Annotated in this window: 19 protein-coding genes; 15 read left to right on the top strand and 4 right to left on the bottom strand. The window is 66.0% G+C overall.

Annotation, left to right across the window (positions count from 1 at the left end):
* The first annotated feature begins 13 nt into the window (after positions 1–13).
* The 6 genes from ccoO to AC10V3_RS13195 all read left to right on the top strand — a co-directional run bounded on the left by ccoO (position 14) and on the right by AC10V3_RS13195 (position 3,803).
* Positions 14–679 carry a cytochrome-c oxidase, cbb3-type subunit II gene (gene ccoO / locus AC10V3_RS13220; protein WP_022535724.1) on the top strand — a complete coding sequence of 222 codons (666 nt, stop codon included), beginning with the start codon at positions 14–16 and terminating at the stop codon, positions 677–679.
* Between the two features lie 3 nt (positions 680–682).
* The gene (locus AC10V3_RS13215; protein WP_022535723.1) at positions 683–847 is read left to right on the top strand and encodes a cbb3-type cytochrome oxidase subunit 3; all 165 of its coding nucleotides are present in this window, start codon (positions 683–685) and stop codon (positions 845–847) included.
* 2 nt (positions 848–849) lie between these two features.
* Positions 850–1,767 (top strand): cytochrome-c oxidase, cbb3-type subunit III, encoded by a 918-nt coding sequence (gene ccoP / locus AC10V3_RS13210; protein WP_022535722.1) that lies wholly within the window; start codon positions 850–852, stop codon positions 1,765–1,767.
* A gap of 73 nt (positions 1,768–1,840) precedes the next feature.
* Positions 1,841–3,289: a cytochrome c oxidase accessory protein CcoG gene (gene ccoG / locus AC10V3_RS13205; protein WP_022535721.1), complete on the top strand. Its 1,449-nt coding sequence runs from the start codon at positions 1,841–1,843 to the stop codon at positions 3,287–3,289.
* A gap of 62 nt (positions 3,290–3,351) precedes the next feature.
* Positions 3,352–3,561 (top strand): FixH family protein, encoded by a 210-nt coding sequence (locus AC10V3_RS13200; RefSeq protein WP_041681524.1) that lies wholly within the window; start codon positions 3,352–3,354, stop codon positions 3,559–3,561.
* A complete protein-coding gene (locus AC10V3_RS13195; RefSeq protein WP_022535719.1) occupies positions 3,558–3,803 on the top strand; it encodes a hypothetical protein in 246 nt (81 codons plus the stop codon). The genes AC10V3_RS13200 and AC10V3_RS13195 overlap by 4 nt, the downstream gene beginning before the upstream one ends.
* Before the next feature lie 48 nt (positions 3,804–3,851).
* Here AC10V3_RS13195 and fnr read toward each other — a convergent pair whose 3' ends face one another.
* Positions 3,852–4,577 carry a fumarate/nitrate reduction transcriptional regulator Fnr gene (gene fnr / locus AC10V3_RS13190; protein WP_022535718.1) on the bottom strand — a complete coding sequence of 242 codons (726 nt, stop codon included), beginning with the start codon at positions 4,575–4,577 and terminating at the stop codon, positions 3,852–3,854.
* A 77-nt stretch (positions 4,578–4,654) separates the two neighbouring features.
* Here fnr and AC10V3_RS13185 point away from each other — a divergent pair, with 77 nt between their 5' ends.
* From AC10V3_RS13185 to AC10V3_RS13145, 9 genes are all read left to right on the top strand, one after another.
* Positions 4,655–5,413 carry a sulfite exporter TauE/SafE family protein gene (locus AC10V3_RS13185; RefSeq protein ID WP_022535717.1) on the top strand — a complete coding sequence of 253 codons (759 nt, stop codon included), beginning with the start codon at positions 4,655–4,657 and terminating at the stop codon, positions 5,411–5,413.
* Positions 5,414–5,968: 555 nt separating this feature from the next.
* On the top strand, positions 5,969–6,928 hold the full coding sequence (gene scpB / locus AC10V3_RS13180; protein ID WP_041681523.1) for an SMC-Scp complex subunit ScpB: 960 nt from the start codon (positions 5,969–5,971) through the stop codon (positions 6,926–6,928).
* A gap of 5 nt (positions 6,929–6,933) precedes the next feature.
* Positions 6,934–8,823: a 23S rRNA pseudouridine(2605) synthase RluB gene (rluB, locus tag AC10V3_RS13175; RefSeq protein ID WP_022535715.1), complete on the top strand. Its 1,890-nt coding sequence runs from the start codon at positions 6,934–6,936 to the stop codon at positions 8,821–8,823.
* A 303-nt stretch (positions 8,824–9,126) separates the two neighbouring features.
* Positions 9,127–9,615: a ribosome maturation factor RimP gene (gene rimP, locus AC10V3_RS13170; protein ID WP_022535714.1), complete on the top strand. Its 489-nt coding sequence runs from the start codon at positions 9,127–9,129 to the stop codon at positions 9,613–9,615.
* Positions 9,612–11,087 (top strand): transcription termination factor NusA, encoded by a 1,476-nt coding sequence (gene nusA, locus AC10V3_RS13165; protein WP_022535713.1) that lies wholly within the window; start codon positions 9,612–9,614, stop codon positions 11,085–11,087. Before rimP ends, nusA begins: the two co-directional genes overlap by 4 nt.
* A 91-nt stretch (positions 11,088–11,178) precedes the next feature.
* A complete protein-coding gene (infB, locus tag AC10V3_RS13160; protein WP_022535712.1) occupies positions 11,179–14,076 on the top strand; it encodes a translation initiation factor IF-2 in 2,898 nt (965 codons plus the stop codon).
* Between the two features lie 60 nt (positions 14,077–14,136).
* Positions 14,137–14,505 carry a 30S ribosome-binding factor RbfA gene (rbfA, locus tag AC10V3_RS13155; RefSeq protein ID WP_022535711.1) on the top strand — a complete coding sequence of 123 codons (369 nt, stop codon included), beginning with the start codon at positions 14,137–14,139 and terminating at the stop codon, positions 14,503–14,505.
* 90 nt (positions 14,506–14,595) lie between these two features.
* Complete coding sequence (truB, locus tag AC10V3_RS13150; protein ID WP_022535710.1) at positions 14,596–15,543, top strand: tRNA pseudouridine(55) synthase TruB; 948 nt, start codon at positions 14,596–14,598, stop codon at positions 15,541–15,543.
* 194 nt (positions 15,544–15,737) lie between these two features.
* Positions 15,738–15,929, top strand: coding sequence for a YgaP family membrane protein (locus tag AC10V3_RS13145; protein ID WP_022535709.1), 192 nt, complete (start codon positions 15,738–15,740; stop codon positions 15,927–15,929).
* 62 nt (positions 15,930–15,991) lie between these two features.
* On the opposite strand, the gene AC10V3_RS13140 is transcribed toward AC10V3_RS13145, so the two are convergent.
* Genes AC10V3_RS13140 through AC10V3_RS13130 form a run of 3 tightly spaced genes read right to left on the bottom strand, consistent with a single transcriptional unit; the run spans position 15,992 to position 20,432 of the window.
* On the bottom strand, positions 15,992–17,602 hold the full coding sequence (locus AC10V3_RS13140) for a DHA2 family efflux MFS transporter permease subunit (protein ID WP_022535708.1): 1,611 nt from the start codon (positions 17,600–17,602) through the stop codon (positions 15,992–15,994).
* Positions 17,603–17,604: 2 nt separating this feature from the next.
* Positions 17,605–18,846 carry an HlyD/EmrA/EmrK family protein gene (locus AC10V3_RS13135; RefSeq protein ID WP_022535707.1) on the bottom strand — a complete coding sequence of 414 codons (1,242 nt, stop codon included), beginning with the start codon at positions 18,844–18,846 and terminating at the stop codon, positions 17,605–17,607.
* 44 nt (positions 18,847–18,890) lie between these two features.
* Positions 18,891–20,432: an AdeC/AdeK/OprM family multidrug efflux complex outer membrane factor gene (locus tag AC10V3_RS13130; RefSeq protein WP_022535706.1), complete on the bottom strand. Its 1,542-nt coding sequence runs from the start codon at positions 20,430–20,432 to the stop codon at positions 18,891–18,893.
* Between the last annotated feature and the right edge of the window lie 79 nt (positions 20,433–20,511).

Genomic DNA, 20,511 nt, shown 5'->3' with positions numbered 1-20,511 from the left:
CCAGGATAGAAAGATGTCCGACAAACAAAGATTCTTCTCCCACGAAACGCTGGAGAAGAACATCGGCTGGCTGATCATCTGCACGATCCTCGTGGTCAGCATCGCGGGTCTGGTCCAGATCGTGCCGCTGTTCTTCCAGCACTCCACCACCGAGCCGGATCCGGGTATCACCCCGTATTCGCCGCTGCGGCTGATGGGCCGGGATATCTATATCCGCGAAGGCTGCGTCGGCTGCCACTCGCAGCAGGTGCGCACGCTGCAGGCCGAGACCGAGCGCTACGGCCACTTCTCCACCGCTGGCGAGTCGGTCTTCGACCATCCGTTCCTGTGGGGCTCCAAGCGTACCGGGCCTGACCTGGCGCGCGTCGGCGGCCGCTATTCGGATGACTGGCAACGCATCCACCTGCGCAATCCGCGCGATGTGGTGCCGGAATCGGTGATGCCGTCTTACCCGTGGCTCGAAAAGGCCGAGTTGCCCACCAACGATATCCAGGCGCGCATGCGCGCACTGGTCAAGCTGGGCGTCCCCTACAGCGAAGCCGGGATTGCAAAGGCACCGGACGAGCTCAAGGGCAAGACCGAGGAAGACGCGCTGGTGGCCTACCTGCAAGGGCTGGGCACCAACCGCCGCAACGTGCGCGTTGAAACCGCCGCTGCCCCGGCACCGGCCAAGGAGTAAGCCATGGCCATGATCACTGCCATTGCGACCGTCGTGTCGATGGTCGTCTTCCTGGGGATCTGCTGGTGGGCGTGGTCCGCCGGCCGGCAGTCCGCCAATCGGGAATCCGCCATGCTGCCGTTCGCACTGCCTGACGAAACCACGACAACATCGAGCCGGAACACCTAGCCATGAGCGATTTCTTTTCCGATTTCTGGAGTTACTACATTGCCGCGATCGCGCTCGTCGGCATCGTCTGGTGCGTCTGGCTGCTGTTCTCGCAACGCAAGATCACCAAGACCGCCGGCGCCACCGAGGACACCGGCCACGTCTGGGACGGCGACCTGCGCGAGCTGAACAACCCGCTGCCGCGCTGGTGGATGTGGATGTTCCTGCTGACCTGCATTTTCGGGCTGGCCTACCTGGTGCTCTACCCCGGCCTGGGTTCGTACGCCGGCGTGCTGAAGTCCTCGACGCAAGGCGAACTGGCCGCCCACCGCGCGGCGCAGGAGCAGATGCAGAAGGAGATCTATGCCAAGTACCTGAAGATGGACGTCAAGCAGGTGGCGGGCGACCCGCAGGCGCGCGAGATCGGCCAGCGCCTGTTCCTGAACTACTGCGCGCAATGCCATGGTTCCGATGCACGCGGCAGCCGCGGCTTCCCGAACCTGACCGACGGCGACTGGCTCTACGGCGGCGAGCCGGAAACGATCCAGCAGACCATCACGAAGGGCCGCAATGGCGTCATGCCTCCGTTTGCCGCGACCATCGACGCCAAGCTGGCAGGGGACGTAGCGCAGTACGTGCGTTCTCTGTCGGGCCTGTCGTCGGATCCGATTCGTGCCTCGCGTGGCGAGGGCACCTTCAAGTCGACCTGCGCGGCTTGCCACGGTGCCGGCGGCAAGGGCAACCAGGCACTGGGTGCGCCGAACCTGTCCGACAAGGTCTGGCTCTATGGCAGCTCGGAAGCCAGCATCGTCGACGCCATCCTGAAGGGGCATAACAACCACATGCCCGCGCATGAGGAAATCCTGACGCCCGAGCGCATCCGGATGCTGACCGCCTATGTCTGGGGGCTGTCCAATACCGGCGGAGGTGCCGGGCAATGACAGGCGACTCATGTGAGCGGGCGCTGGCCGCCCGCGGGAGACCACGCCCATGAACGCACCCGGGAGGCAAGAGATGGCCCGGGCGGCCGACCCACAGCGGTCGGCTGCTGTGCCTGGCGAATCCTCTGACGAAACACTGTATGAGGTCCGCCGCAAGATCTATCCGCGCTCGGTGACGGGCGCCTTTTCCAGCTGGCGGGTCTGGCTGGTGATCCTGACCCAGCTGGTCTACTACGGCACGCCCTGGCTGCAATGGAATGGCCGCCAGGCCGTGCTGTTCGACCTTGGGGCGCGCAAGTTCTACATCTTCGGGCTGGTGCTGTGGCCGCAGGACGTCATCTACCTGGCGGTGCTGCTGGTCATTTCGGCGCTGGCGCTGTTCCTGTTCACGGCGATCGCGGGGCGCCTCTTCTGCGGTTACGCCTGTCCGCAGACGGTCTACACCGAGATCTTCATGTGGATCGAGCGGCGGATCGAGGGCGATCGCATCGCACGCATTCGCCTGGACGGTGATCCCTGGAGCCTGCGCAAGCTGCGCCTGAAAGCGACCAAGCACTTCCTGTGGGTACTGATCGCGCTGTGGACCGGATTTACCTTCATCGGCTATTTCGCGCCGATCCGCGAGTTGGGCGGAGAGGTACTGGCGCTCTCGCTCGGGCCATGGCAGGCGTTCTGGATGCTGTTCTACGCGTTCGCCACCTGGGGCAACGCCGGCTTCATGCGCGAGCAGGTGTGCAAGTACATGTGCCCGTATGCGCGCTTCCAGAGCGTGATGGTGGACCGCGACACCTATGTCGTCACCTACGACGTTGGCCGCGGCGAGCCGCGCGGCAGTCGTTCGCGCAAGACCGACCACTACAAGGCGGGCCTGGGCGATTGCGTCAACTGCAGCATCTGCGTGCAGGTGTGCCCGACCGGGATCGATATCCGCGACGGCCTGCAGTACGAGTGCATCGGCTGCGGCGCCTGCATCGACGCCTGCAACCAGGTCATGGACAAGATGGACTATCCGCGCGGCCTGATCCGGTACACCTCGGAAGACGCGATGCGCAAGGGCCTGTCCGCGGCGGCGTCGCGCAAGCGGCTGCTGCGTCCGCGCGTGATCATCTATTCGGTGATCTGGATTGCGTTGATGGCGGGCTTCGTGGCCTCGATTGCGCTGCGCACGCCGCTGAAGGTGGACATCATCCGCGACCGCGGCGCGCTGGGCCGCGAAGTGGAAGGGCGCTGGATCGAGAACGTCTATCGGCTGCAGCTGATCAACACGACCGAAGGACCGATGCGCATCAGCGTGCGCGCCGACAGCGACGAGCTGAAGAACCTGACGGTTGAATACGACAAGCAGGCCGAAGCGCTGGCGCCGACCTCCAACCGGCTGTTGCCGATCCGCATCCGCGTTCCGATTGAGAACGCGGCGCAGGGTACGCACAAGATCAGCGTGACGGTCACGAGCGAAGGCACGGAGCGGGGGAGTGCCGAAATCCGGCAATCCACCAGTTTTATCGTGCCGCGCGATTTGTAAAGCTAGGATGGTGTGGCGCGGTTATGGATCCGCGCCGCACCGCTGCAGATAAGGGGGGCAAGATGAATCGGCAAGGCAATCCGTGGTGGAAGGAACCGTGGCCGTGGCTGTTGATGAGCGGCCCGCTGGTGGCGATGGTGGCGTGTGGCGTGACCATCTGGCTCGCGTCCTCGCATCCTGACCTGCCGGTGCAGGGGGCAACGCGGCATGGACTGGTGGTCGAGAAGGTCGGAGCCGCGCCGCGCAAGGCTGCCGCAGCGAGGCAACCATGAGGCTGCGCTGGCTGATGTGGGTACTGTGGCCCGGGTTCCTGATGGCGGGCTTTGCAACCGCGACGGTCTTTTCGGTCGTGGATCCGGGCGACCTGAAGTTCTTCGGCCACCCGGTCGACGCGTCACGCGAGTCGGTCTATACGATCGGCTTCCTGTTGGCGTGGGCGTTCTGCGCGCTGTCCAGCGGGCTCACGCTCTACACCATGCCGACCCGGCTCAGCGATACCGACGAACTTGAATGACGTTTGAAATTGCCATCGCCGGTGCGGCGATGGCAGTGCGATGCGCGCTCAGCAGGAGCGGCTGTAGAGTTGCTTGATGCCGGCGATGTCCACCAGCTTGACGTGGCGCTGGCGAATCTGGATCAGGCCCGCTTCGGCAAAGCGGGAGAACAGGCGGCTGACGGTTTCGAGCTTCAGGCCCAGGTAGCTGCCGATCTCTTCGCGGCTCATGCGCATGACGAATTCGGAGGCCGAATAACCGCGCGCCGACAGGCGCTCGGACAGGTTGATCAGGAAGGCGGCCAGCCGTTCCTCGGCGCGCATTGAGCCCAGCGTCACGAGCATCAGCTGGTCGTGCGTGATCTCCTTGCCCATCAGGCGCAGGAACTGGTGCTGCAGCGACGGCAGCCCGGCGGACAAGGTCTGCAGTTCGTTCATGCGCACCACGCAGACTTCGGTATCTTCCAGCGCCGTGGCATCCGATGCGTGCTGCATTTCACCCAGCCCGTCGAGGCCGACGATTTCGCCGGGGAGGTGGAAGCCGGTAATCTGCGAACGGCCGTCTTCGGTGGTGACGTGCGTCTTCAGCGTACCGAAGCGGATGGCATAGACAGCGGTGAGCGGATCGCCCATGCGGTACAGGGTCTCGCCTTTATGAACGCGAATGCGTTCCTGCACCAGCGTGTCCATCTTGGCAAGATCTTGCTGGGACATGCCTACCGGAAGGCACAGTTGCCCCATCGCGCATGTGGAGCAACGGGGCGACATCTCGGTAATGGGAATGGAGGTGAGCAATTGGAACCTGCAAGAATGGCTGCGAGGGCACGACCCCAACATTTTACCGTGCGATGTGATGCGGCAGGGAGTCAGAATTGACATTTGGTGTGCTTATTAGCGTTTTTCTGCTGGCCCTGCTTGGCGGGGTGCATTGTGCCGCCATGTGTGGCGGCCTTGCCCTCGCGGTGGAACAGCGGCGCGACGCCATCGCGACGGTGAACTTCGTGAAAAACCGGACCGCGTGGTTCGGTGAGTTGCTGGCAATGCACATCGGCAGGATCTCGACCTATATGCTGCTGGGTGCGTTGTTGGGCGCGGTCGGTGCCACCGCATGGAAGCAGGACTACCTGCCGGTGCAGCGCTGGCTGTTCGGTGCGGGCAGCGCCATGCTGCTGTGGTCGGGCTGGCGGCTGCTTCAGGGCAATGCGTTCACCCTGGCCTGGCTCGAGCGCTTGGCGGCATGCGCCACCGCTACGGTGGCTGGCCAGCTGGGCCGCCTGGCCGGCGGCATGCCGGCATTCGTGCGGGCCCGTGGCGGGCTGGCGCGGCGCTATGGGGTGGGGCTGGCCTGGGGCCTGGTGCCGTGCGGCATGGTCTATGGCGCGCTGACGCTGGCACTGCTGGCGGGCAACGCCGGCTCGGGGGCGCTGGTGATGGGCGTGTTCGGGCTGGGCACGCTGCCCAACCTGCTGGTGCTGTCCGGCCTGTCGGGCTACCTGCGCACGCTGTCCAGGCGGCGTGGCATACGCCTGGGGGCTGGGGTCGCGGTGATGGCGTTCGGCGGGCTGGGCATCGCCCGAGCGGTGCTGCTGCCACATTCCCTGGCCGGGCAGGGTTTCTGCCTGGTGTTCTGAGGCGCCGCCGCCGCATGGCGCAACGGATGATGGTTGCAGGCTGGGGCGGGAATGCCATACAATCGCCTGCATTGCGGTATCGCGCGGCGCGATGTGGCGAGCAGCGCCAGGCGGCCTTCATATCAGAAGGCGCGCTCAGGGGCTACGGGAAGCGGAAGGTTTTCGAGGCCCGGCCCGTCCCGCGGTCCATCCGGTTCAAAAGATCTGGCTCAAAAGTCCGGCTGGCACCGCGGTGTTGGAGATGCCGGCCTTGCTCCCGATATCCGTTTTTTCTTGCGTCCGAGGCGTTCAGTTCGCCGACAGCATCGTCCGTTGAGTGCGGGCGCGCGACGCAAGGGGTTCGCTGACCGGCCCAAGACGGCCTGCGAACGATCTCCTGCCGGACCGACCCGGCATTCGATGCAAAGAAAGGGAAGTGCACGGCTTGGATGCGGCAGGCATCCGGGTTAGCTGCGCAATGAGATGGCGATGGCATTCGGCATCGCTGTATCCAAAATCTCCGGTGCCCCGGATCCGTCCGGGAGCAGGTGCAAAGACAGGCTGCACACCATCAACATGAATACCCAAGAGGCGAAGATCGTCCTCGAGACGGCGCTGATCTGCGCGCAGGAGCCCTTGCGCGTCAATGATCTGCGACGGCTGTTTGACGATGACGTCGGTGCGGACACGATCCGCGTGCTGCTCGACGAGCTGCGCCAGGACTGGCGCCAGCGCGGTGTGGAACTGGTGGCCCTGGCGAGCGGTTGGCGTTTCCAGAGCCGCCCGGAAATGCGTGAATACCTTGATCGCCTCAATCCGGAAAAACCGCCAAAGTATTCGCGTGCGGTGATGGAAACGCTGGCGATCATTGCCTACCGGCAGCCGGTGACCCGCGGCGATATCGAAGAGATCCGCGGGGTGACCGTCAGCACGGAAGTGATCAAGAAGCTGGAAGACCGCAGCTGGATCGAGGTCATCGGCCACCGCGACGTGCCGGGCCGGCCGGCGCTGTACGCGACCACCAAGGCGTTCCTGGACGATCTCGGCCTGCGTACGCTGGATGAACTGCCGCCGCTGGAAGACGCCCAGGCGCAGGCCCAGGCTGCCCTGCTGGAACAGCAGGCCATCGATTTCGAGGAGCTGGCCGCGATCAAGCCAGTCAGCGCCGACGAGGAGGCGTTTGCCGATCCTGTGGCGGTTCCGGCGCCCGCCGCGGAACAGCAAGCTGCCGAGCTGCAACCGCCCGTGGCGCAGGGCGTTGCAGGCCAGCCGGAAGGGCTGGCGGCCGAGGCTGGCGAGATGGTAGCGCCGGTCGCCGGTGAGAGCACCGAGAGCACCGAACGAACCGAGGGCGCCGAAACCGCCAATGGTTTCGACGTCCAGCCGCGACAGCAGGCCAGCGAAGGCGCTGACCCCGTGGATGACCTTATCGAACCTGCCGAGGCCGAACCCAATCCGGACGGGGCGCGCAGCGAACTGCCAGAAGACGGTACGCCGCCGCACCCGAGCGAGCACGACGAGCGCGTGCCGAACTGAACAACATGCAACATCCGATAGTGAATACCTTGTCTGATTCCGTAGAGCAAGACGCCCGCCATGCGGGTGCATCCGCCGATACCGGCGCCGCAGAACCCGGATCGGGCAGCGAAGCCGCGCCCCGCCGCAAGGGGCTGCGCCGCGGGCTGAGGAACCTGGTGGCATCTCGCCGCCAGGCAGCGCAGGATCGCGATGCCGGCCGCGCCGAAGGTGCCGAGGCACCGGTGCAGGGCGAGGCCGGCGAGGCAGCCGCCGCGTCTGCGGCGGCGCCTGCGGGCGGACGCGGTGGCCAGCGTGGCCGCGGCAAGCGCAAGACGGGTCAGGGCGAGGGTGGCCAGGGCAGCCAGGGTGGGCACGCCTCGACCACCAAGGCCGAGAAAATCGACCGCGCCGCCAAGGGCGAAGGCGCCGACAAGCCCGAGCAGGCCGGCCGCAAGCGCAAGCCGGGCCAGCAGCGCGCCGGCAAGGGCGCTGCGCCCGCCGAAGTGCAGGGCGCCGGCGCCCGCCAGCAGGGCCGCCGCAAGGACGGCGCCAAGCCGCAGGCGCAGCGCAAGGGGCAAGGCCAGGCCCAGCCCGGCGCGGACAAGGGTGCGGCGAACAGCGAAGACCTGTTCCGCTTCGTGATCTCCGAGCAGTACGACAAGGACGACACCGTCATTCCGCGCACCAAGGCCAAGCCGGTGCGCGAGCTGTCGGCCGAGGACGACGCCCCCAAGCTGCACAAGGTGCTGGCCGAGGGCGGCCTGGGCTCGCGCCGCGAGATGGAAGAGCTGATCCTGCAGGGCCGCGTCTCGGTCAACGGACTGCCTGCTCATATCGGCCAGCGCATCCTGCCGGCCGACCAGGTCCGCGTGAACGGCAAGCTGATCCATCGCAAGGTGTCGACCAAACCGCCCCGCGTGCTGCTGTACCACAAGCCGGCCGGGGAAATCGTCAGCCAGTCCGATCCGGAAGGCCGTCCGACCGTGTTCGACAACCTGCCGCGCATCAAGACCGGCAAGTGGGTCGCGGTGGGTCGCCTGGATTTCAATACCGAAGGCCTGCTGATCTTCACCACCTCGGGTGATATCGCCAATCGCTTCATGCATCCGCGCTACGGTGTGGAGCGCGAGTACGCGGTGCGCACGCTGGGCGAACTGGCCGAGGCCGATCGCCAGCGCCTGCTGCACGGCATCAAGCTGGACGACGGCGAAGCCAACTTCCTGCGCATTGCCGATGGCGGCGGCGAGGGCGTCAACCAGTGGTACCACGTGGCGTTGACCGAAGGCCGCAACCGTGAAGTGCGCCGCATGTTCGAGGCGGTCGGCCTGACCGTGTCGCGCCTGATCCGCACCCGCTACGGCCAGTTCCTGCTGCCGCGCGGCCTCAAGCGCGGCCGCTGGCAGGAAGTCGAGCCCAATGACGTCAAGGCGCTGATGGCCGGCGTCGGCCTGAAGGTGCCGGGCAAGAGCGAGCAGCCCAGCAAGGGCGCGACCAAGGTCGGCGGGCGCAAGCAGCGCACCGAAGCCGCCATCGCCGGCATGCCGATGCACACCGGCATGGATGGCCTCCCACGCTACGAACAGGGCGGTGCCCGTGGCGGCAGCCGCGGCGGCCAGCCGGATCCGATGAAGACGTCGATGGGCTATATCAGCCACGGCCCCACGCTACTGACCTCGCACGCGGCCAATCTGGGCGGCGGGCGCGGCACCGGCCCACGCCAGGCGCGCGGTGGCGGTGGCGCCGGCCTGGGCGGGCAGGGCAAGCCGCCGCGTCGTGGCGGCGGTGAAGCGAACGGAAATGTGATGCCGAAGGCGGCAAAGCCAGGTGGAAACCGCACGCCGCGCGGCGGTGGCAGCGGCGGTGGTGGCGGCGGCGGCGGTAACCGCGGGGGAAACCGCGGCGGCAATCGCTGAGTGCTCGATGCTGCTCATGGCGGGTAAAAGACCCGCCGGCGCAGCCCGCAGTGTGCGACTATGTCAGGCTTTTGCCTTTTCGACATAATCAGCGTATAATTCAAGTCTATTCAAAAAGCCATCCTCGTCGAGGATGGGCGAATGATGGGCATTGCGCCCATTTTTTTTTGGTTCGCCCGTTTTCGGCCCCGCGCTCCGGCGCGAGGCGCGGATGGCGGACAGGCAGGGCTGCAGCAGGGTCGTCCCGGACGGCACCGGCGGGTTTGCCTGCCACGGTGTTGATGGCCATTACTCGGGATAACAGTGCATCTGGCAGATTTGATCGAAACCACCCTTAACGGCATGGGATATGAGCTTGTTGAGCTCGAGCGTGCCCCCGCCGGACTTCTGCGTGTCTACATCGATCAGCCTGAAACCGGCATTGCCATCGAGGATTGTGAAAAGGTGAGCCGCCAGCTCACCCACGTGTTTACGGTCGAGAATGTCGACTATGAACGCCTCGAGGTCTCGTCGCCCGGACTGGACCGGCCGCTGAAGAAGCTGGCCGATTACGGCCGCTTTGTCGGCGCAGAGGCGCGCATCACGCTGCGCCTGCCGGTCAACGGGCAAAAGAACTTTACAGGGATCCTGCAGGCGCCCACCGGGGAGGCGGGCGCGGAGAAGGTCGGCCTGGAGTTCGAGGGCAAGGATGGCCCGGCGCTGCTGGAATTTGCCGTATCCGATGTCGACAAGGCACGCCTGGTGCCGGTATTCGACTTCAAAGGAAATCAAAGAAAAGGGAACAAGCAATGAGCCGCGAAGTTCTGTTGCTCGTCGATGCGCTTGCGCGTGAGAAGAACGTCGACAAGGATGTGGTATTCGGTGCCCTGGAGGCGGCGCTCGCCTCGGCCACCAAGAAGCGTTTCGAAGAAGACGTGGATATCCGGGTCGCGATCGATCGCGAGTCGGGCGAGCATGAAACCTTCCGCCGCTGGCTGGTCGTTCCCGATGATCAGGGTCTGCAGGAGCCGGACAAGCAGATCCTGCTGTTCGAAGCCCGCGATGAGAACCCCAGCATCGAGCTGGACGACTATATCGAGCAGCAGATCGAGTCGGTCGAGTTCGGCCGCATCGGCGCGCAGGCTGCCAAGCAGGTGATCCTGCAGCGCATCCGCGACGCCGAGCGCGAGCAGATCCTGAACGACTACCTGGATCGCGGCGAAAAGATCATGACCGGCACGGTCAAGCGTGCCGACAAGAAGGGGCTGATCGTCGAGTCCGGCCGCGTGGAAGCGCTGCTGGCCCGCGACCAGATCATCCCGAAGGAAAACCTGCGCACCGGCGACCGCGTGCGTGCCTACATCCTGAATGTGGACCGCGCAGCGCGCGGGCCGCAGATCGAGCTGTCGCGCACCGCACCCGAGTTCCTGATCAAGCTCTTCGAGAACGAAGTGCCGGAGATGGAACAAGGCCTGCTGGAGATCAAGGCCGCTGCCCGCGATCCGGGCGTGCGCGCCAAAATCGCGGTGGTGGCGCACGACAAGCGCATCGACCCGATCGGCACCTGCGTCGGCGTGCGCGGCACCCGCGTCACGGCGGTGCGCAACGAGATCGGCGGCGAGGCCGTGGACATCGTGCTGTGGTCGGAAGACCCGGCGCAGTTCGTGATCGGCGCGCTGGCACCTGCACAGGTGCAGTCGATCGTGGTCGATGAAGAGAAGCACAGCATGGACGTGGTGGTCGACGAGGAAAACCTCGCCGTCTCGATCGGCCGCAGCGGTCAGAACGTACGCCTGGCGTCCGAGCTGACCGGCTGGCAGATCAACATCATGACCCAGGAAGAATCGGCGCAGAAGCAGGCCGAAGAGAGCGATGTCGTACGCAAGCTGTTCATGGCCAAGCTGGACGTGGACGAGGAAGTTGCCGACATCCTGATCGAGGAAGGCTTCTCCACGCTGGAAGAAGTGGCCTATGTCCCCATCAGTGAAATGATGGAGATCGAGGCCTTTGACGAAGACACCGTCAACGAGCTGCGCAATCGCTCGCGTGATGCGCTCCTGACGATGGAACTGGCCCGGGAAGAAAAGGTGGAAGAGGTGTCGCAGGACTTGCGCTCGCTCGACGGCCTGAACCCGGAACTGATCGGCAAGCTGGCCGAAGGCAATATCCATACGCGTGACGACCTGGCCGAACTGGCCGTGGACGAGCTGGTCGAGATGACCGGTGTCAACGATGAAGAAGCCAAGGCGCTGATCATGAAAGCACGGGAACATTGGTTTAACTGAGGGACACGGCCGGGCCGGCCTATACCTGGCCCGGGCGCGCTTTCCGCATACGATTGTCCCGACGAAGAAACCAAGCATTGAAAGGGTTTGAATGGCAAGCACAACAGTTGCCCAACTGGCCGCAGAACTGAGTCGCAGCGCAGCTGCCCTGCTGGAACAATTGCAGGCGGCTGGGGTGGGCAAAGCTGCGCCAGAAGACGTCATCACGGAATCGGATAAGACCAGGCTGCTGGACTATCTGAAGCGTTCGCACGGCCAGGCCGATGACAGCGCCCGCAAGAAGATCACACTGACCAAGCGCGAAACCTCCGAGATCCGTCAATCGGACTCCACCGGCAAGACCCGTACGGTCCAGGTGGAAGTACGCAAGAAGCGCGTGCTGATCAAGCGCGACGAGGCCCAGCCCGACGCACACGCTGACGCAGCCGAGGCCCAGGCCCCGGTCGTCGACGCCGCCGAGCAGGCACGCCGCGAAGAGGAAGAACGCCGCCAGTCCGAACTGCTGGCGCGCCAGGAAGCCGATGCCAAGGCCGCCCGCGAGGCAGCCGAGCGCGAGGAAGCCGAGCGCCGCGCCCAGCAGGAAGCCCTGGAAGCGGAGCAGCGCCGCCAGGCCGAACTCGCCGCCAAGAAGGTGGAGGAAGAGGCTGCCGCGTCGCGCGCCGTGACCGAGGCCGCGGAAGACTCCTCGCGCAAGAAAGCCGAGGACGAGAAGGCCCGAGTCGCCGCCGAACGCGCCGAGGCGCAGAAGGCCGCCGACGACGCCAAGGCCGCCGCCGACAAGGCTCGCGCCGAGCAGGAAATCGCCTCGCGCAAGCGTCGCGAGGCAGCAGAAGCCGAAGCCCGCGCCATCCAGCAGATGCTGAATGCGCCGGCACGCGTGCTGAAGGCGCCGTCCGAGCGCAAGGCCGAGGAAAAGAAGGCCGAGCAGACCGGCACGCTGCACAAGCCGGTCAAGCCGGTTTCCGCGACCGCTGCCGAAGCCAAGCCGGGCGACAAGAAGCCGGCTGCCACGACCACCACCACCACCGCCGACAAGAAGGGCAAGGTCGTCAAGGCCGGCACTTCGTCGACCTGGCAGGACGAAGGCTCGCGCAAGAAGGGCAGCGGCCTGAAGACGCGCGGCGATTCGTCGGGCGGCGTGGGCGGCTGGCGCGGTGGCCCGCGTGGCCGCGGCGGCAGGCAGCAACACGACGACAGCCGCAGCAGCTTCCAGGCGCCGACCGAGCCGGTGGTGCGTGAAGTGCATGTGCCTGAAACCGTCTCCGTGGCCGATCTCGCGCACAAGATGGCGGTGAAGGCGTCCGAGGTCATCAAGCAGATGATGAAGCTCGGCCAGATGGTGACCATCAACCAGGTGCTGGACCAGGAAACCGCCATGATCGTGGTGGAAGAAATGGGCCACAAGGCGTTCGCCGCCAAGCTGGACGATCCGGAAGCGCTGCTGGTGGTGGATGGCGAAGACCACACCGACGCCGAGCTGCTGCCGCGTCCGCCGGTGGTGACCGTGATGGGTCACGTCGACCACGGCAAGACCTCGCTGCTGGACTACATCCGTCGCACCAAGGTTGCCGCGGGCGAAGCCGGCGGCATTACGCAGCATATCGGTGCCTACCATGTGGAAACCGAACGCGGCGTGATCACCTTCCTGGACACCCCGGGTCACGAGGCCTTCACGGCCATGCGTGCCCGCGGCGCCAAGGCTACCGACATCGTGATCCTGGTGGTCGCGGCCGACGACGGCGTGATGCCGCAGACCAAGGAAGCGATTGCGCACGCCAAGGCTGCCGGCGTGCCCATCGTGGTGGCGATCAACAAGATGGACAAGCCCGAAGCCAACCCGGACCGCGTCAAGCAGGAACTGGTGGCCGAGCAGGTCCTGCCGGAAGAATACGGCGGCGACTCGCCGTTCGTGCCGGTGTCGGCCAAGGCCGGTACGGGTATCGACGACCTGCTGGAGCAGGTGCTGCTGCAGGCCGAAGTGCTGGAACTGACCGCTCCGGTCGATGCTCCGGCCAAGGGCCTGGTGGTGGAAGCCCAGCTCGACAAGGGCAAGGGCCCGATCGCGACCATCCTGGTCAGCAGCGGCACGCTCAAGCGTGGCGATGTGGTCCTGGCTGGCAGCGCCTACGGCCGTGTGCGTGCGATGCTGGACGAGAACGGCAAGCCGACCAAGGAAGCCGGCCCGTCGATCCCGGTGGAAATCCAGGGTCTGTCGGAAGTGCCTGCCGCCGGTGAAGAAGTGCTGGTGCTGCCGGACGAGCGCAAGGCGCGCGAAATCGCGCTGTTCCGCCAGGGCAAGTTCCGCGACGTGAAGCTGGCCAAGCAACAGGCCGCCAAGCTGGAGAACATGCTCGAACAGATGGCCGAAGGCGAAGTGCAGTCGCTGCCGCTGATCGTCAAGGCCGACGTGCAGGGTTCGCAGGAAGCGCTGGTGCAGTCGCTGCAGAAGCTGTCGACCGACGAAGTGCGCGTGCAGATCGTGCACGGTGGCGTGGGTGGCATCTCCGAGTCCGACGTCAACCTGGCGGCGGCTTCGAAGGCGGTCATCATCGGCTTCAACGTGCGTGCCGACGCCGGTGCGCGCAAGCTGGCCGAGCACAACGGCATCGATATCCGCTACTACAACATCATTTACGATGCGGTAGACGAGATCAAGGCGGCGATGTCGGGCATGCTGGCGCCCGAGAAGCGCGAAACCACGATCGGCCAGGTGGAAGTCCGCCAGGTGTTCCGCGTGCCGAAGATCGGCGCGGTGGCCGGCTGTATGGTTACCGACGGCCTGGTCAAGCGCAACTCGCTGGTGCGCGTGCTGCGCAACAACGTGGTCATCCACGACGGCGAGCTGGATTCGCTGAAGCGCTTCAAGGACGACGTCAAGGAAGTCAAGCAAGGCTTCGAGTGCGGTCTGTCCATCAAGAACTTCAACGATGTTCAGGAAGGCGACCAGCTCGAAGTGTACGAAATCACCGAGGTGGCGCGTACGCTGTAAGGCGTCGCAAGCAACGGCAGGCTTCGGCCTGCCGTTGTCATCTCGACTAGACAGTATTGAATGGCCAAGAAAGGCAGCATCTCCTCCCGCAATCTCCGCATCTCCGACCAGATCCAGAAGGACCTGGCCGAGATGATCCAGCGCGAACTGCGCGACCCGCGCCTCGGCCTGGTCACGCTGCAATCGGTTGCGCTGACGCCCGACTACGCGCACGCCAAGGTGTATTTCACCGTGCTGGGCGCCGAGGCGGCAACGGCCGAAGCCATCCTCAACGAGAAGGCCGGCTTCCTGCATTCGCTGCTGTACAAGCGCCTGCACATCCATACGGTGCCGACGCTGCGCTTCCTGCACGACACTTCGGTCGAACACGCGATCGAGATGTCCAAGCTGATCAACGAAGCGAACGCCACGCGTTCGAAAGACGACTGAGCCGGCGCCCATGCCGTCAGGCATGGGCTCATGGCCTGACCGCTGCGGCCATCCGCGCGCCGCATCGCCGTCGCCCCCTGTTTCCCTCCGATGACCGATTCCAACGCCAACCGTCCGCCGCGCCTGCCGCGCCGCGAGGTGCATGGTGTGCTCTTGCTCGACAAGCCGCTAGGCCTGTCGTCCAACGATGCGCTGGTGCGCGCCAAGCGCCTGCTGCGCGCGGCCAAGGCCGGGCATACCGGCACGCTCGATCCGCTTGCCACCGGCCTGCTGCCGCTGTGCTTCGGCGAGGCCACCAAGTTCTCGCAGGACCTGCTGGAAGCGGACAAGACCTATGACGCCGTGGTGCGGCTGGGCGCGCGTTCCAGTACCGGCGACGCCGAAGGCGAACTGCTCGATGTGCGCGAGGTCACCTGCGACCGCGCCGCGGTGGAGCAGGCGCTGCAGCGATTCCTCGGCGAGATCGACCAGGTGCCGCCGATGCATTCGGCGCTGAAGAAGGACGGCCGCCCGCTGTACGAATACGCGCGCGCCGGCCAGACCGTGGAGCGCGCGGCGCGCCGGGTCACTATCCGCTCGATCGCACTGCTCGACTGCGCCTTGCCGGAGGCGCCCGCGTTCACCATGCGCGTGACCTGCAGCAAGGGCACCTATATCCGCACGCTGGCCGAGGATATCGGCGAGGCGCTGGGCTGCGGCGCACACCTGACGGGGCTGCGCCGGATCGCCGTAGGTGACCTGACGCTGGACGGCGCAGTCACGCTGGAACAGATCGAACAGCAGGACGACGCGCAGCGCCCGGCCATGCTGGCGCCGGTGGATGCCTTGCTGCAGAAGTGTGTGCCGGTGCATCTGGACGAAGCGGCGGCGGGGCGTTTCCTGCAAGGCCAGCGCATCGCGCGCCGTGACCTGCCGGCCGGCACCGAGTTGGACGAGGAAGCGCTGGTGCGCGTGTATGCCGGCGAGCCCGCGCGGCTGCTGGGCGTGGCGCGCATGCGTGAGGGCGCATTGCGGCCTGAGCGACTGGTAAAGCTATAGGCAGCGTCCTGCCGGCGTCAGCAAGGAGGCCACGTGAGCCCGGATCGACCGGGGCACGTGGTCTCTTTGTTTTTCCGCGGCCTCGGATTAATCCGGTTCTGCATCGACTGATGTGCCAATTGTGGTCTGGTCAAAGGCTTCCACTGCGGCCAGGTGCAAGCTCGCTCCGTTTAGTTGGCAAACAGGAGCAAAAGATGTCGTTCTGCAAAAACGTTGGTGTCGCTGATCGTGTGATCCGGATCGTGGTTGGCGCGGCGCTGATCGCACTGGTGTTTGTCAGGCCCGGGACGCTGTGGGGCTGGATCGGGCTGGTGCCTTTGCTGACTGGTGTGATGGGCTATTGCCCGGTCTATCGGCTGTACGGGAAGGGCCGCAAGCAGGCATAGCCTTGCCGAAGCGAAAAAATGGGACGCCTCAGGGCGCCCCATTTGCATTGCCTTACCGCGGTTCAGTGCGCCGCCATCGCGTCCGCCGACCCGCCACCGCCCTTGGCAGGCCGCGTCAGCCAGACAAAGCCGATCAGCACGAAGAACAGCATTCCCGAGATCCAGAAGATATCGTTTGCGCCGAGCATGGCCGCCTGCTGGGTGATATTGCGCTCCATTACGCCGATGGCCTGGGGCTGGCTCATGCCCATCTGCATTAGATGGCTGAGCTGGTCCTGGTAGACCGGGTTGTAGGGGTTGACCTGCTCCACCAGTTGCGCATGGTGCAGGGCAGAGCGGTTCTCCCACACCGTGGTCGAGATCGAGGCGCCGATGCCGCCAAACGTGATCCGCACGAAGTTCGACAGTCCCGACGCCGCCGGGATCCTCTCGGCCGGCTGGCCCGACAGGATGATCGACGTCAGCGGGATAAAGAACATCGCCATGGCCGCGCCCTGGATCAGCGTCGGCACCATCAGCGTCCAGGTATCCACCTGGGTGGTGAAGCCCGAACGCATCAGGCTGACGATGCCGAAGGTGATGAACGCCGCGGTGGCGACCCAGCGCGCATCCATCTTCGGCAGGTTGCGCCCGATCAGCGGCGACAGCAGGATGGCGAAGATGCCGACCGGCGCCATCACGATGCCCGCATCGGTCGCGGTGTAGCCGACGATGGTCTGTAGCCACAGCGGCAGGATCACGAGGTTGCCGAAGAACAGCCCGTACGCGACCGAGATCGCCACCACGCCCGAACTGAAGTTGCGGCCCTTGAACAGGCTGATGTCGACGATCGGGTGCTTCTCATAGGTTTCCCAGGCGAGGAAGAACAGGAAACCGACGATCGCCACCAGCGTCAGCACCACGATCTCGGTCGAGTGGAACCAGTCCAACTCCTTGCCCTTGTCGAGCATCAGCTGCATCGAGCCTACCCAGATCACCAGCAGCGCCAGGCCGATGCGGTCGATCGGCAGCACCCTGGTCGGCGTTTCGCGGTCCTTGTAGATGGCCCAGGTCGCATAGGCGGTGATGATCCCCACCGGCACGTTGATGTAGAAGATCCACGGCCAGCTCATGTTGTCGGAGATCCATCCGCCCAGCAGCGGGCCCATGATCGGCGCCACCAGCGTGGTCATGCCCCACAGCGCCAGCGCCATGGTGCTCTTCGCGGGCGGGTAGCTCGACAGCAGCAGCGACTGCGACAGCGGGATCATCGGGCCGGCCACGGCACCCTGCAGGACCCGCGCGGCGAGCAGCGTTTCCAGGTTGGGCGCGACGCCGCACAGCCACGACGACAGCACGAACAGCAGGATCGACGTGATGAACAGGCGCACCGCGCCGAAGCGCGTGGTCAGCCAGCCGGTCAGCGGCACCGAGATCGCATTGGCCACCGCGAACGAGGTGATGACCCAGGTGCCCTGGTTTGGCGCCACGCCCAGGTCACCGGAGATCGCCGGGATCGACACATTGGCGATCGACGAGTCCAGCACGTTCATGAACGTGGCCAGCGACAGCGCGATGGTGCCGATCACCAGCTTGCCGCCAGTCAGCGGCTGCGGCTGCGTGGGCAGCGACTGCGCCGGCCGCGCCGGCGCCTGGCTGCCGCCAGGCTGCGCAGCGGTGAGGGAGTTGGCCATGATCAGGTGTGGGCGGGCTTGGCGTTGGCGGCGGCAGTGGGCAGGCCCGTGCTGCGTCCGCCGTTGTTGGCGGCGATGATGCGCGAGATCAGCTGGTCGGCATCCTGTGCGACCTTGTCATAGACGTCGGTCTGCATCGGCTTGGCCGGCGCGGCGCTGACCATGGCGGCGCCTTCTTCGCGGCGCACGTCGACGGTCACGTTCATCGACAGGCCCACGCGCAGCGGATGGTCCTTGAGCTGCTGCGCGTCGAGCGCGATGCGCACCGGGAGGCGCTGTACCACCTTGATCCAGTTGCCGGTCGCGTTCTGCGCCGGCAGCAGCGAGAAGGCCGAGCCGGTACCGGCCGAGAAGCCGGCCACCTTGCCGTGGTACTCCACCTTGGAGCCATACACGTCGGCTTCCAGCGTCACCGGCTGGCCGATGCGCATATGGGTGATCTGCACTTCCTTGAAGTTGGCGTCGACCCAGACCTGGTCAAGCGGCACCACCGCCATCAGCGGGGCACCGGCAGCCACGCGCTGGCCGACCTGCACCGAGCGCTTGGCGACATAGCCGGTCACCGGCGCGGGCATGGTCGAGCGCGCGAACGACAGGTAGGCCGAGCGCAGGTTGGCCGCGGCGCGCTGCACGTTCGGGTGCTGCTCCACCGTGGTCTGGTCGGTCAGCACCTTGTTCGAGGCCAGTTGCTCGCGCGCGGCGAGCAGCGCCGATTCCGCTGCCTTGAGCGCGGACTGCGCGTGCGAGATCTCTTCATTGGACACGGCACCCGAGCCGGCGATTGCCTGGCGGCGGCGCAGGTCGTCGCGCGCCTTGGCGACGTCGGCCTCGCGCATCGCCACGTTGGCGGCGAGCGAGCCGTTGTTGACGTACAGCGTGCGCACTTCGCGCACGGCCTGCGCCAGCTGCGCCTCGGCCTGCTCCATCGCTACCTGCGTATCGGCACGGTCGAGCTGGATCAGCGGCTGGCCGGCGGTGACCAGTTGCGTGTCGTCGGCGGCGATCGACACCACCGTGCCGCCCACCAGCGGCGTGACCTGGACCACGTTTCCGGCCACATAGGCATCGTCCGTGGTTTCGAAATGGCGCGCATACAGGCCCCAGTACACGCCGTAGCCGATGCCCGCGACCACGACCGCCGCGGTCAGCGACAGCAGCATGCGCTTGCGCTTGCCGTTGTTGTTGGGCGTGACCGGTGCCGGTTGGGGGGCGTTGGTGCCGGTCGCTTGCTGGTTATTGCTCATGATGTTCTCTGGTGAATCTTGTCTGCAATCACTGGGTGCGCGGATCAGCCGCGGGCGCCCGCCTGGGTGTTGTTCTGTTGTTGCGCGTGGCTCTCGTGCCCGTCGTGGCCTTCAGCGGGCTCCTGGTAGCCGCCGCCGAGTGCCTTCATCAGGCCCATCTGCAGGTCCAGGCGGCGCGCCTGCAGGTCGGTCGCGAGCCGGCGCTGCTGCAGCACGTTGCTTTCCGCGTTGAGCACGGTCAGCTGCGTGCCCAGCCCGGCCTTGTAGCGCGTGGTTGCCAGCGCGTAGGCGTGCTCGGCCAGGTCCAGCGCCTCACGCTGCGTCTGGATCTGCTGGTCGACGCTGCGGATGCTGGTCATGGTGTCGGCGGTTTCTCGCAGCGCATCAACCAGTGCCTGGTTGTAGTTGGCCACGGCGATGTCGTAGCCCGCGTACTTGCCCTTCAGGTTGGCGCGCAGCCTGCCGCCTTCGAAGATCGGCAGGCGGATGGTCGGGCCGATGCCGAAGGTGCGGCTGATGCCCATCAGCAGGTTGGACGGATCCAGCGCGGCCAGGCCGGCGAAGGCGGTCAGGCTGACGTCGGGCAGGAATTCTTTCTTGGCGACGTTGATGTCCTTGGACGTCGCTTCCACGCGCCAGCGTGCCGCGACCAGGTCAGGGCGGCGGCCCAGCAGGCCGATGGTCAGGTTGTCCGGCAGCGTCGGCGTGGGCTGCGCCAGCAGCACCGGGCGCTGGATCTGCAGGCCGCGGTCCGGACCCTTGCCCAGCAGCGCGGCGAGCTGGTTGCGCGCCAGCGCGATTTCTTCGTCGACGCGCTGCAGGTCGGTCTGCGACGCTGCCACCGTGCCGCGTGCTTGCGTGGTCTCGACCTGGGTATCCAGGCCGGCCGCCAGGCGCTGGCGCGACAGGTCGGTCAGGTCGCGGCGCTGCGCGATGGCGCGCTCGGCCACGTCGCGCTGCGCGTACAGCGCAGCCAGGCGGGCGTAGTTGCGGGCGATCGAGGTGGCGAGGATCAGGCGCGAGGCCTGGCTTTCCGCCTCGGCGGCGCGGTCGTCGGACAGCGCCGCTTCGAGCGCATCGCGGTTCTTGCCCCAGAAGTCGAAGTCATAGGACAGGCCCACCTGCAGGCGCGACTGGTTCTGCCACGACCCCGCCAGCGGCGTGCCTTCGAACAGGTCTTTCTCGGAGAAGCGCTGGCGGATCAGGCTGCCTTCGAACTCCAGGTGCGGGTAGAGCGCACTGCGGGTGGCGTCGGCCATGGCACGCGAGGCCTCCACGCGTGCGAATGCTGCCTGCAGGCTTGGGTTGTCCTTGACGGCTTCATCGACCAGAGCGCTCAGTTGCGGGTCCTTGAATTGTGCGACCCAGTCCTGCGAAGGCCACTGGCCGTGCTCGTCAGGCAGGGTTTGCGAAGTCGCCATGGCGGCCGGGTCGGCCATGGTCTGGGTGCTGTGCGAATTGCCGAGGGCCGCGCAGCCGGCCAGCGCCGCGGCGGCGATGGCAGTCAGCGCGAGCGTGCCGGCGCGCCGCGCCAGCCGGCGCGAGCGCGTCGGCGTGGGAGCTTGGGAAGAGAGGGCTTGATTCATGATGTTGCTCCGTTGCGGAGCCATGCTTTTTTACGGGTGGATGCGGAGTACGGTTGACCTGGCGGTCTGGCTTGCGCAT

It is taken from the genome of Cupriavidus sp. PB-02 (assembly GCF_058252315.1).
This window is presented reverse-complemented; position numbering and strand designations above follow the sequence as displayed.